At 60.4% G+C, this 12,286-nt stretch carries 13 protein-coding genes and 1 pseudogene; 8 read left to right on the forward strand and 6 right to left on the reverse strand.

All coding sequences use genetic code 11. The features are described from left to right. Window positions 1-127: 127 nt before the first annotated feature. Window positions 128-202, reverse strand: a pseudogene (locus R3F72_RS18650) (hypothetical protein); the annotation flags it as partial. A 723-nt stretch (window positions 203-925) separates the two neighbouring features. On the opposite strand from R3F72_RS18650, the gene R3F72_RS09220 reads away from it, so the two are divergent. The 7 genes from R3F72_RS09220 (at window position 926) to R3F72_RS09250 (ending at window position 7,811) form a co-directional block, all read left to right on the forward strand. Continuing rightward, complete coding sequence (locus R3F72_RS09220) at window positions 926-1,405, forward strand: SUF system Fe-S cluster assembly regulator (protein ID WP_087719331.1); 480 nt, start codon at window positions 926-928, stop codon at window positions 1,403-1,405. Between the two features lie 108 nt (window positions 1,406-1,513). Beyond that, a complete protein-coding gene (sufB, locus tag R3F72_RS09225) occupies window positions 1,514-2,956 on the forward strand; it encodes a Fe-S cluster assembly protein SufB (RefSeq protein ID WP_087719330.1) in 1,443 nt (480 codons plus the stop codon). A 75-nt stretch (window positions 2,957-3,031) separates the two neighbouring features. Next, window positions 3,032-3,784: a Fe-S cluster assembly ATPase SufC gene (gene sufC / locus R3F72_RS09230; protein ID WP_071233242.1), complete on the forward strand. Its 753-nt coding sequence runs from the start codon at window positions 3,032-3,034 to the stop codon at window positions 3,782-3,784. Continuing rightward, window positions 3,781-5,118, forward strand: coding sequence for a Fe-S cluster assembly protein SufD (sufD, locus tag R3F72_RS09235; RefSeq protein ID WP_332779503.1), 1,338 nt, complete (start codon window positions 3,781-3,783; stop codon window positions 5,116-5,118). Before sufC ends, sufD begins: the two co-directional genes overlap by 4 nt. A 1-nt stretch (window position 5,119) precedes the next feature. Continuing rightward, complete coding sequence (locus tag R3F72_RS09240) at window positions 5,120-6,361, forward strand: cysteine desulfurase (RefSeq protein WP_332779504.1); 1,242 nt, start codon at window positions 5,120-5,122, stop codon at window positions 6,359-6,361. A 52-nt stretch (window positions 6,362-6,413) separates the two neighbouring features. Then, window positions 6,414-6,977, forward strand: coding sequence for a putative Fe-S cluster assembly protein SufT (gene sufT, locus R3F72_RS09245; protein WP_087719327.1), 564 nt, complete (start codon window positions 6,414-6,416; stop codon window positions 6,975-6,977). Window positions 6,978-7,151: 174 nt separating this feature from the next. Beyond that, window positions 7,152-7,811: a SanA/YdcF family protein gene (locus R3F72_RS09250; RefSeq protein ID WP_303854880.1), complete on the forward strand. Its 660-nt coding sequence runs from the start codon at window positions 7,152-7,154 to the stop codon at window positions 7,809-7,811. A 58-nt stretch (window positions 7,812-7,869) separates the two neighbouring features. Here the strand turns inward: R3F72_RS09250 and R3F72_RS09255 are convergent, their stop codons facing one another. The 4 genes from R3F72_RS09255 to R3F72_RS09270 all read right to left on the reverse strand — a co-directional run bounded on the left by R3F72_RS09255 (window position 7,870) and on the right by R3F72_RS09270 (window position 10,856). Beyond that, complete coding sequence (locus R3F72_RS09255) at window positions 7,870-8,310, reverse strand: hypothetical protein (RefSeq protein WP_071233237.1); 441 nt, start codon at window positions 8,308-8,310, stop codon at window positions 7,870-7,872. A 110-nt stretch (window positions 8,311-8,420) separates the two neighbouring features. Continuing rightward, the gene (gene rimK / locus R3F72_RS09260) at window positions 8,421-9,329 is read right to left on the reverse strand and encodes a 30S ribosomal protein S6--L-glutamate ligase (RefSeq protein WP_303854878.1); all 909 of its coding nucleotides are present in this window, start codon (window positions 9,327-9,329) and stop codon (window positions 8,421-8,423) included. A 53-nt stretch (window positions 9,330-9,382) separates the two neighbouring features. Continuing rightward, window positions 9,383-9,820, reverse strand: coding sequence for an ATP-dependent zinc protease family protein (locus R3F72_RS09265; RefSeq protein ID WP_071233235.1), 438 nt, complete (start codon window positions 9,818-9,820; stop codon window positions 9,383-9,385). 4 nt (window positions 9,821-9,824) lie between these two features. Beyond that, a complete protein-coding gene (locus R3F72_RS09270; protein ID WP_087719323.1) occupies window positions 9,825-10,856 on the reverse strand; it encodes a DUF3549 family protein in 1,032 nt (343 codons plus the stop codon). A 205-nt stretch (window positions 10,857-11,061) separates the two neighbouring features. On the opposite strand from R3F72_RS09270, the gene R3F72_RS09275 reads away from it, so the two are divergent. After that, window positions 11,062-11,388 (forward strand): YqcC family protein, encoded by a 327-nt coding sequence (locus R3F72_RS09275; RefSeq protein ID WP_087719322.1) that lies wholly within the window; start codon window positions 11,062-11,064, stop codon window positions 11,386-11,388. 92 nt (window positions 11,389-11,480) lie between these two features. Here the strand turns inward: R3F72_RS09275 and R3F72_RS09280 are convergent, their stop codons facing one another. After that, on the reverse strand, window positions 11,481-12,035 hold the full coding sequence (locus R3F72_RS09280; protein ID WP_087719321.1) for an OmpW/AlkL family protein: 555 nt from the start codon (window positions 12,033-12,035) through the stop codon (window positions 11,481-11,483). Window positions 12,036-12,286: the final 251 nt, after the last annotated feature.

Below are 12,286 nucleotides of genomic sequence, written 5' to 3' on the forward strand. Positions count from 1 at the left end.
AGGTGGATAGGCTTTCACCCATAGCGGATGGCTCTCTTGGTTCAGATTCTTGGCGGAACACACTGAATTTTCAAGAGAATACCATCCGCTATCTTCGTTTTCGGGCCGGCCTCATGAATAAGCCGGGTTCATGGCCGGCGTCGGCGAGGCAGGTTCCGGTAACGAGACCTACATAACCAGTTCCAAAGATGGTAATCCGCATGATGGCTCTCCTTGCTGATTCGTATCGTTATGTGTCCGACGTTCACGAGCTTGTCTCGTGGCATCGGTCATTCGATATGCCAGTCATTGGCATTCATATGAGTGTTGAACACGGCAATTTGTCATCCGCTGCAAAGACGTCACGTCCTGCAAAGCGTCACGTAATGGGGCGATGAGGATTACGAAAGCCAATCAAATCCGAGGCTAATTTCCATTAAGATGTCAAGCCTTTGATTTTAGTGGTCTTTAAGATCTTTATTCTTTACAGCTAATGACAAACAGTGTTTCCGAAATACGAGGACAACGTTAGTTTCAAAGCGTCTTTCGTTCCAATTCAGGAAAAGCTCATGTAAAGAAGAATGCGGCTTTAGTGTCGTTCTATTGCACAGCGTGTGACTTTATGACGACATCTATTGTCTCTGGTTGGAGACGCCAAAAAGGCGTTCTGAAGCGGTTTTGGTAACTTTATTTTTCCAATGGGTGTGATTGGAAAATTTAGTTTTCCGAGTTTTTCTTTTTGTGTTCTTTTGATGTTGCGTAATTCAACGACACCAAGTGTCTGTGAATGGCTTCCTCGTTCCTGATGGCATCGACGGTGCTCGGGCAGGCAGGCAGTCAGGTAGAGGCCGCGGTCCTCTGGCGAGAACCAAGGGTTCACAGCGTGTGCAAAGAGGACTAAAATGGTCCTATATAGCGGCTGTCAGGATCGAGAGGGCATCACGGCATGCTGAAACTATCGAAATTGACGGATTATGCGGCGGTGATCATGGCGCAGATCGCGCGGGATCCCGAGCAGGCGCATACAGCGGCTGAACTGGCGGCACGCGTGAGCCTTCCGCACCCCACGGTAGGAAAGACGCTCAAGATGCTTTCCCGAAGCGGTTTGCTCGAATCCCGCCGCGGTTCTCATGGGGGGTACGTGCTTTCCCGATCTCCGGCGGAGATCACCGCCAGCGACATCATTGCCGCCATCGAGGGGCCGATCGGCATGACCGAGTGCAGCCATGCCGATGGGGACTGCGAGCTGATGGACACCTGTGGCGTTGCCGACAACTGGCAGCGGGTGTCACAGGCGATACGGACACTGCTCGACTGTGTCACGTTGGCGCATCTCGCTCAGTCCAGCCCGCTCAAGTTGCCGGTGCAGTTACCGATTCAAAGCGTGACGTTGCCTTCGACGACCGGGGCAGTGCGCGAACATTAAGAAGACGTGGCAATGGCAGGTGCGGTGGCGGTGAGAGTTTGCCGCTTCTCGTGTCCAGCCGGGATTGCATCTTCGTCATAAGACTCTCGGTGGAGAGGAGAGAAGACCATGGCTAGCGAAGAGATGGAGCAGTTGGTCCGTCGCGAATACAAGCAGGGATTCGTGACCGACATCGAAAGCGATACCGTGCCGCCGGGCCTGGATGAAAGCACGATCGCCTTCATTTCCCAGAAGAAAGAAGAGCCACAATGGATGCTCGATTGGCGCCTCGAAGCCTATCATCAGTGGCTCAAGATGACGCCGCCGTCCTGGGCGCATCTCGAATATCCCCCCATCGACTATCAGGCAATCTCCTATTTCAGTGCGCCGAAGAAGCCGGAAGACCGCCCTCAGAGCCTGGACGAGGTCGACCCCAAGCTGCTGGAAACTTACGAAAAGCTGGGTATTCCGCTGCACGAGCGGGCGGCGCTGGCGGGGGTGGCCGTCGATGCCGTTTTCGATTCGGTATCGGTGACCACGACGTTCAAGGAGAAGCTCCACGAGGCCGGGGTCATCTTCTGCTCCATCTCCGAGGCGATTCGCGAGTACCCGGAACTGGTGCGCCAGTATCTGGGGACGGTAGTGCCGCAGGCCGACAACTATTTCGCCGCGCTCAACTCCGCGGTCTTCACCGATGGCTCGTTCGTCTACGTACCGGAAGGCGTCAAGTGCCCGATGGAGCTGTCGACCTACTTCCGGATCAACGCCGCCAATACCGGCCAGTTCGAGCGTACGCTGATCATCTGCGACAAGCAGGCGCAGGTTTCCTACCTCGAAGGCTGTACCGCGCCGATGCGTGACGAGAACCAGCTCCACGCGGCGGTGGTCGAGCTGGTCGCGCTGGAAGATGCCTACATCAAGTACTCCACGGTGCAGAACTGGTATCCGGGCGACGAGGAAGGCAAGGGCGGCATCTACAACTTCGTCACCAAGCGTGGCGACTGCCGTGGCGACCGTTCCCGCATCAGCTGGACGCAGGTCGAGACCGGCTCCGCCATCACCTGGAAGTACCCCTCCTGCATGCTGCGTGGCAAGGAGAGCATCGGCGAGTTCTATTCGGTCGCGGTGACCAACGGTCGCCAGCAGGCCGACACCGGCACCAAGATGATCCACATCGGCGAGAATACCCGCTCGACGATCGTCGCCAAGGGCATCGCCGCCGGTCGCAGCGATCAGGCCTACCGTGGTCTGGTCAAAATCGGGCCGCGGGCCAAGGGCGCACGCAACTATACCCAGTGTGATTCGCTGTTGATCGGCGACCAGTGCGGCGCCCACACGTTCCCCTATCAGGAGATCGGCAACAGCACTGCCACCGTCGAGCACGAGGCCACCACGTCCAAGATCGCCGACGATCAGCTGTTCTACTGCCGCGCGCGCGGGATCGACGAAGAGGACGCGGTAAGCATGATCGTCAACGGCTTCTGCAAGGACGTCTTCCAGGAGTTGCCGATGGAGTTTGCGGTCGAGGCCGAGGCGCTGCTCAACGTCACGCTGGAAGGTTCGGTGGGCTGATTCGCCGCCACTGTCGAATTCATATGCCAATTCGGGAGGCTGCGTCGGCGGTCTCTCTCGTTTCAAGGGTTTCACATGCTCGAAGTCAAAGATCTTCACGTTACGGTCGAGGACAAAGCGATCCTCAAGGGCCTCAATCTGACCATCAATGCCGGTGAGGTCCATGCCATCATGGGGCCGAACGGCGCGGGCAAGTCGACGCTGTCGGCCGTGATCGCCGGCAAGGATGGCTACGAGGTGACGCAGGGCACGATCCTGTTCGAAGGTCAGGACGTGCTCGAAATGGAAATCGAAGAGCGGGCTCGCGCCGGTCTGCTGCTCGGTTTCCAGTACCCGGTCGAGATTCCCGGGGTCAAGAACATCTACCTGCTCAAGGCGGCGCTCAATGCCCAGCGTGCCGCGCGCGGGGAAGGAGAGATCCCGGCGCCGGAGTTCATGAAGCTGGTGCGCGAAAAGAGCGCCGAGATGAAGATGGACCCGAGCTTCCTGCAGCGAGCGGTCAACGAAGGATTCTCCGGCGGCGAGAAGAAGCGCAACGAGATTCTGCAAATGCTGGTGCTGCAGCCGAAGCTGGCGATGCTCGACGAGATCGACTCCGGCCTCGATATCGATGCCATGAAGGTCGTCGCCGACGGCGTCAACTCGCTGCGTGACGCTAATCGCGCCATTCTGCTGGTAACGCACTATCAGCGCCTGCTCAATCACATCGAGCCGGATCATGTTCATGTGCTGGTCGATGGTCGTATCGTCAAGAGCGGCGACAAGGACCTGGCGCTGGAACTCGAAGCCCGCGGTTACGATTGGGTGCTGGAGGGATCTGCCGCATGAGTGCACCGGAACGCTTTCTCGAGCGTCTGACCGCACGCCGCGCCGAAGACCCCAGCTGGGTCGCGGCACGGCGCCAGGCCGGCGCGGCGCGCTTCGAGGCAATGGGTTTTCCCACGCGACGTGACGAAGAGTGGAAATATACCGACGTGCGCCGTATTGCCGAGGGCGATTTCGCTCTGGCGACGGACGCCGCGTTCGACACTGCCCGCTTCGACGAGCAGCGCCTGGATATCGACGCCTATCGGCTGGTACTGGTCGACGGCGTGTTCAGTGCCGAGCTGTCCCGGCTCGACGGCCTGCCTGCCGGCGTTTCCCTCGAACCGCTGTCCAAGGCAATGGCTACCAACCACGAGGCAGTAGGCGGTTCGCTCGGCCGTCTGGCGGGTGTCGATTTCTCGCCGTTCACGGCGCTCAATACCGCCTTCGCCGAAGAGGGCGTCATCGTGCGTCTGGCACCCGGTACGGTGGTCGACAAGCCGATCTACGTGCTGCTGCTGTCGCGGGCCAACGAACGGCCGGTGATGAGCCATCCGCGGGTACTGATCGAAGCGGGCGCGCGCGCCGAGGCGACGATCGTCGAACATTATTCGGGCGAGCCCGACGCCGCCAATTTCACCAACGTGGTGACCGAAGTGCTGCTCGATCGCGGCGCCATCGTCGATCACTACAAGTTGCAGGAAGCGGCGCTGACGGATCTGCACGTGGCCAGCATCCACGTCGATCAGGGGCGCGACAGCCGCTTCAACTCGTACAACCTGAACCTTGGCGGGGCGCTGGTACGTACCGATCTGGTGACGGATATCAATGCCGAAGGCGCCGAAGCGGCCTATAACGGGTTGTTCTTCGTCCAGGGGCGTCAGCACGTCGACAACCACACGCTGGTCAATCACAACGCGCCGCGCACGTTCTCCAACGAGAACTACAAGGGTGTGCTAGATGACCGTTCTCGTGGCGTGTTCAACGGCAAAGTCTTCGTCAAGAAGGACGCGCAGCAGATCGAGGCGTACCAGAACAACGCCAACCTGCTGCTGTCCGACCGTGCCGAGATCGACACCAAGCCGGAGCTGGTGATCTACGCCGACGACGTCAAATGTTCCCACGGCGCTACCACAGGCCAACTGGACGAGGAAGCCGTCTATGCGCTGCGTAGCCGCGGCATCGACGAGCCGATGGCCCGGGCGCTGCTGACATTGGCCTTCGTCGGCGAAGTCATGGACAAGGTGCGCCTCAACGTCATCGCCGAGCGCGTCGAACGGGCCGTTGCGGGACGTCTGCCGGATCGTTTCAACCTGGCTGATCTGGTGGAAACCGCCGAGGCGATTCAGGAGGCTTGAGATGACCGCGATTACCGATCTGACGCTGGACCTGGCGGCAGTACGTCGGGATTTTCCGATTCTTGATCGAGAGGTGCACGGTCGACCGCTGATCTATCTCGATAATGCAGCTACCAGCCAGACGCCAGTAGCGGTCATCGACAGCCTCAGCGACTACTACCGTCGTTACAACGCCAACATCCATCGCGGGCTGCATACGTTAGCCGACGAGGCGACGGCAGCCTTCGAAGGCGTGCGCACCACGGTTCAGCGCCACCTCAATGCGTTCGAGCCGCGCGAGATCGTGTTCACGCGGGGGACCACCGAGGCGATCAACCTGGTCGCCAACAGCTGGGGCCGGGCCAACCTGAAGGCTGGCGACGAGGTGGTGATCTCATTGATGGAGCATCACTCCAACATCGTGCCCTGGCAGTTGCTCGAGCGTGAACTGGGTATCGCGATCAAGGTCATCCCCGTCGATGCGCGAGGTGTCCTCGATCTGGAGGCCTATCGCGAGATGCTGGGCGAGCGGACCAGGCTGGTCTGCGTCAACCACGTCTCCAACGCGCTGGGCACGATCAATCCCGTCGCCGAGATGGCGCGTGACGCCCATGTCCATGGTGCGCTCATGCTGGTCGACGGCGCCCAGGCGGTGCCGCATCAGGCGGTTGACGTGCAGGCGCTGGATGCCGACTTCTACGCCTTCTCGGGTCACAAGGTCTATGGGCCGATGGGAGCCGGGGCGCTGTATGCCAAGGCTTCCATCCTCGAGTCCATGCCGCCGTGGCAGGGTGGCGGGGAGATGATCTCTCGAGTCTCCTTCGATCGTGGCACTGAATTCGCGGCCGTTCCGCACCGGTTCGAGGCGGGAACGCCTTCGGTGGCCGATGTCATCGCGATGGGCGCGGGACTGGACTGGGTCAACGCGCTCGGCATCGAGCGGCTGTCGGCCTGGGAGCAGTGGTTGCTGGATCATGCGACCCAGAAGCTCGAGCAGATCGACGGGCTGAGAATCATTGGCACGGCACCGGAGAAGGCGGGCGTGATTTCGTTTCTCGTCGACGGTGCGCATGCCCAGGATATCGGTCTGTTGATCGACCAACTGGGTGTGGCGATTCGCACCGGGCATCACTGCGCCCAGCCGGTATTGAGTCATTTCGGTGTCGAGGCGACCTGTCGTGCCTCGCTGGCGGTCTACAACACGCCGGAAGAGGTCGATGCGTTCGTCGAGGCCTTGCAGCGCGTGCTGGGCATGCTGCGCTGAGCCGGTTCCGGCTTCCGGCGTGTCCGGGCCGGCAATTCTGTCAGGAGCAACGATGGATCCGCTAAACGAGGTCTACAAGGGTCAGGAAATGCCGCTGCAGCGGGATGTCGATGTCATTTCGATTCCGTTCGGCAAGACCATCACGCTGGCCGAGGACAGCACCGTGGTGGTGATGCAGGCCAAGGGCAACTCGATTACCGTCAGCTACGAAGGCCGTCTCTATCTGATCGAAGGCCATGATCTCGACGCGCTGGGGCTGAAGGCGCTCGAGCGGCCGACGCTGGATCCCGATGCGACGGAAGCGGAAATGGAAGCTTTCGTCTGGGAGCAGTTGCGGACATGCTTCGACCCGGAGATACCGGTCAACATCGTCGATCTGGGACTGGTCTATGGCTGTCGTATCGAGCGCCTGCTTACCGGCGAACGCATGGTGACCATTCGCATGACGCTGACGGCGCCCGGTTGCGGCATGGGCGACGTGATCGCTGAAGACGCGCGGCGCAAGATTCTCGGTGCGCCGCAGTTCTCCAAGGTTCACGTGGAAATCGTTTTCGATCCTCCCTGGAGCCGTGAGATGATGAGCGAAGAGGCGCGCCTGGAGCTGGGAATGTTCTAGGGTCGACGGGACCCTGGGCATGTGGCATGGAGTCAGGCTTTCCGGGCTGCGCGAGCCGGTTTTTTGGCAGGATAACGAACGCGACATGCTGATCGACATCCCGAATCGCTACTCGACTCCCGGCTGGGGCGCCCGACGATCGCTTTCCCCTCACCGTTACCGTGCCGTTCATCCATGCTCGAGCTGCTGAAGGGATTGCTCAAGACGCTGTTCGCTGGCCTGTTGCTGCTGGTGATCGGTGTCGTGGTGATCAATCTCTGGATACTCCAGAAGACCCACGCGCGCATCGAACACGAGGTGCCGCTGTGTGCCATGCAGCCGGTCGGGCTGGTCTTCGGTACCGCGCAGTGGCTGCGAGAGGGCGGTGCCAATCCCTACTATCAGGCCAGGATGGAGGCCTCGGCAGAGCTGCTGAGGCTTCACCGCGTTCAGCATCTGCTGCTTTCCGGCGATAACCGCACGCGGTACTACAACGAGCCCATCAGCATGTGGCGCTCCTTGCGTCATCGCAACGTCAGCGATGCTCACATGACGCTCGATTATGCCGGCTTCAGTACGTTCGATAGCGTGGTTCGTGCCAAGGAGGTGTTTGGTGCGGATCGCCTGATGCTGATTTCCCAGGGCTGGCACCTGCCACGGGCTCTGTTCATCGCCGAGGTTATGGGGATCGAGGCCACCGGCTGTGCGGTGCCCGATGATGGCGTCGAGGGAGAATGGCGGCTACGACTGCGCGAATGGCTCGCCCGTGCCGCTACCTTTGGCGATCTTTACGTCTGGGGGCGGAAGCCTTACTTCCTGGGACCTCTGGAGCCGATTCAGCTGTCATCGCCATGACACGTGCGCCGCGGCGCGAGTGTCGCCAGCAAGTTAGTTTGCTCTCAGGAACCGCTTCTCAGCGCTGGCGTTGCTGCAGCTTGTTGATCTCCCGAATCAGGGCTCGGCAGTTCTTCCAGCACCGTTCCAGCGCGGGCTCCAGGGCTTCCGGCAACGGGTGCGTGAACGCGGTGCCCAGTGCCTGCATCAATACGCGCTCCTGCTCGAGCAGCTCTCCGAGTAGTACGGCACTGTCGTTGCCGACGAAGCTCTTGATACGGCTCCAGAGCCAGAGGTAATCGTCGCGTTCGACATCGGCATCGCGAGGCAGTATATCGAGATGTTCGCGAACCAGTTGCTGCAGTTCGCGCATGGCGGCCCCACGTTCCTCGTAATGGGGTTTCAGGGCATTACGCAACGCCGGTCGCAGGCGATCGAGATTGTCCTGAAAGTAATCGAGACTGTCGGCCAGCGCTTCGAGTACGCTGTCCATCGCCACTTGGCGATTGTCGAGAAACATGTGCGGCCACCTCCTGAGGTGACACAAATTGTGCGGCCGGAAACACTGTTTTGCCACCCCCGGGCGCAGAAAAATTTAGGATTTTCGGCCATTTGTTCGACCGCTATCCATCAGCCCTTGGGTTTCGGCGGCGCTTTCCGTGGCGTGCTGGCATTTTTCTCCAGATGCTCGACGATCAGGCCCGCGATATCCTTGCCGGTCGCGGTTTCGATACCCTGCAGGCCAGGGGAGGAATTGACCTCCATGATCACCGGGCCATGGTTGGAGCGCAGCAGATCGACACCCGCCACGCCGAGCCCCATGGCCTTGGCTGCACGAATCGCGGTAGAGCGCTCTTCCGGCGTGATGCGGATGACGCTGGCGGTGCCGCCGCGGTGCAGGTTGGAACGGAATTCGCCGTCGGCAGCCTGACGTTTCATCGATGCCACGACCTTGTCGCCTATCACGAGACAGCGAATATCGGCGCCCTTGGCTTCCTTGATGTATTCCTGAACCATGATGTTCGCCTTCATGCCCATGAAAGCCTGGATGACCGACTCGGCGGCCTGGTTGGTTTCCGCCAGGACCACGCCGATGCCCTGCGTGCCTTCCAGCAGCTTGATCACCAACGGTGCGCCCTTAGCCATGGTGATCAGGTCGGGGATGTCGTCGGGCGAGTGGGCAAAGCCGGTGACCGGTAGTCCCAACCCTTTGCGAGAGAGCAGTTGCAGGGAGCGCAATTTATCTCGCGAGCGAGTGATCGCGACCGAGTCATTGAGCACGTACGTATTCATCATCTCGAACTGCCTCAGCACGGCACAGCCATAGAATGTGACCGACGCGCCGATACGCGGAACGATGGCATCGAAGGACTCGAGCTCTTCGCCCTTGTAATGAATCGAAGGGCGGTGCGAGGCGATGCTCATGTAACAGCGCAGCGTGTCGACGACTCTGACGGTATGGCCACGCTGCTCGGCGGCCTCGACCAGGCGGCGCGTCGAGTAGAGGTTGCGATTGCGTGACAGGATGCCGATATGCATGCGCTTGGGGCTCCGATGCGTGAATGGAAGGAAGGGCGAGGCGAAACGGGCCGTCAGGGTTCACCGTGCAGGAACGCGGCGCCAGGGGCAACCAGAAGCCGCCGCATGGCGCGCCTTCCCAGCAGCATGGGGTGGCGCATGTTGCTGCGATCGGTCAGGGTCAGCTCGATGGGGAAATCCAGCCCGCCGAGCAGAAGACGCGTACGAATGACATAGCGCCACTCCTGCTGGCCGTTGGAACTTCTCACCCGGCGACGATCGTGCAGAGGCAACTGACATTCATGGTGCGTGCTCTGCTGGCCACTTGAGCGGGTGATGAACCGAACCCACGGGTGACCGTTCTCCTCGTAGGGTTCGATCCGTTCCGCATGCAAGGCCGATGTCCTCGCGCCAGTGTCCGCCTTGCAGCAGAGTGTCATGTGCAGGTCCGGTAGCGTGACCATTTCACGTCGGCCGATGACCGCCTTGGCCTGGTAGGGTAGTGCTTTCATGGGTTCAAGCATTCCATTCTCTGACGAGCCGGCCCACGGCAGAGTTCGCCGGCGCCTGACGCAGCATCATCAATATGGGCAGGCGCAGGCGAGGGATCAATGCCAAATCATGGACGACGCGGCGGAAGTTGGCATTCCTGCAACTTGCCAGACGTTCCAGAAACCGCTCGAGCCGGGTTTCATGTTCGAGGTGCTGCCAGCCGCGGGCGGCGATGGCGGCGAGACAGTCGGCGGCCATGAGGTCGTCGTCTTCGAGAATACCATCGAGCCATTCTCCGACCCGGGGTTCGTCACTGCCCAGTAGCGCTCTCAGCAGGGCGCAGAACGTCTCTATATCCTGCGCTTCGCGGGCGGTGGCGAGGGCGTGCCAGAGAGTGGGAAGAAGCTCGGCCGGCGTATCGCCATGCTCCATCAGGTAGCACAGCGGCAGGATCACCTCGCGGGGCAGCGTGTTCAGGCGCAGCGCCAATGCCTCGATGACGGCGGGATCGCTGGCGACCACCTGATCGGCCAGCCCTTGGAGGCCGAGCATTTGCCAATTGAGAGCGTCGTCGCCGATGAGGTAACGGCGCGCCATGTCCGAATGCGATGACGACGGTTGCCCGAAATGGCGAGACAGGCGAGCATGCAGCAGCGCGCGCTGGTGCAGCTCCGGTTCGAATGCCAGTGGATTGTCCTGCATCAGATTGGGCGGCTCCAGCTTACCTTGTGCGAGACCGTTCTCTGACGGATCGGCAGCCTGGGTGCCCAGGGTCTGGAGCAGGCGATCGAGAAATCCGTCGCGCGCGGCAGGAACCAGCATGCCCTGTTCGTCCAGCGGTAACGACAGAAACCAGATCGCCGGATCCTGGTAGGTAGCTGGCCAGCGCAGGGCGCATGCGACCTGTGCATGGCCGTTCCAGGGTAGCGGCCATGGCTCGCGCTCCTGTTCGAAGGCAGCGAAAGTGTCCTGGCGCATTGGCGCCACACGTCGGCCCAGGGTCGACAGCGCAAGCTCTGCGCCGCTATGGGCGAAAAAATCGCTCAGCGTTTGCATGGTAGCGGTCGTCATTTTCATCAAGGCGCGCACTGTAACTTGCGGTGATGGCGCTGGATAGGGGGTGGCCAAAAATTGAACAGTTTCCGCCAAGGCATGGCTTGCGGCGCTCCGATCAAGGTGTCCCAAGTTTATCCACAGGCTCTTTCAGGGTTTCTGTGAGCAACCCTGAAGGCGCCATATCCAGACAGCAACAGGAGAGAGAATGAGTCCACACGATGAATTGGCCAGTGCCTTGCGTGAATTGGAAACGGCCCTGATGGAGGCCGGCTTCTGGGAGAAATCCCGGCCGGACGCTTCGGCGTTCGAAAGCCGGCAACCATTCTGCGTCGATACCATGTCACTGCCGCAATGGCTGCGGTACGTCTTTATCGCCCGTCTGCAGGCACTGATCGACGCCCGTGCGACCCTGCCGGAGAGCTGCGCGGTCGCGCCGGCAATGGAGGTGTGGCTCAAGGACGAACCGGCCTCGAGGAGAGAGCCGGTAATTCGTGAACTCGCCGTCGTCGACCGCATCGTCACCCAGGCGTGAGCGGTCACAGCGAGCATGGTCGTTCGCTTGCTGAATCGCGGACACAAAAAACCGGGCCCTGAGGCCCGGTTTTGCTATCGATCGCCGATCGCTTAGAAGCGAGCGGTAACACCGGCACCGACGGTGACCGGGTCGAGATCGATGTCGCGGCCGCCATCGATGTCGGCGCTGACATCGGTGTACTGCGCGAAAGCGTTAAAGCCGAAGTTTTCGGTGACGTTCAGGTCAACGCCCAACTGGCCGGCTGCGCCCCAGGAGTCGTCTACGCTGCCGACACCGCTCTCGTCGGAGAACGTGGTGTAGTTGACGCCGACACCAGCATAGGGCTGGACACGAGAGTCCATGCCGCCGAGCGGGTAGTACTGAGCCATCAGGTTAATCGGAACCTGCTTGAAGTTGCCGCCTTCAGCGTGAACCTTGGTTTCGGTCATGGAGCTCAGCTCGACACCGATCTTGTCGTGAACCATGTAACCCAGGCCCAGGTAGGCGCCCTTGTCGTTGTCATCGGTATAACCGGTGTCAACGTCGGTCTTGGCAACGCCCAGACGGCCGTAGAAGTCGCCAGCGCCGTAGGCGAAAGCGGCTTGGGTTCCGAATGCGCAAGCGCCGGCAACCACCAGTGCAGAAAACAGTTTGGTCTTGGTCATGATAAGTACTCCCTTCCTTTCATCATGAAGCCGTGTTACCGGCTTTCACATTCTATGAGACAACGTCCCTATGATAGGAAACAGTGTTTTTTATGTCCAGTAAAATTTTGAAACAGCGTTTTTTTACAGCTCCATAGGCGTTATGCCTGCTTGTGCGCAATCCGCTGCTACCGGCTAGGATTAGCGTAGTAGCGAATGGCTCGAGTTGCCAATACGAGATGAGATGGCAGCACATCGCGCAAGGAGTGCTC

The organism is Salinicola sp. 4072 (assembly GCF_036663415.1).
Lineage (GTDB): Bacteria > Pseudomonadota > Gammaproteobacteria > Pseudomonadales > Halomonadaceae > Salinicola > Salinicola salarius_A.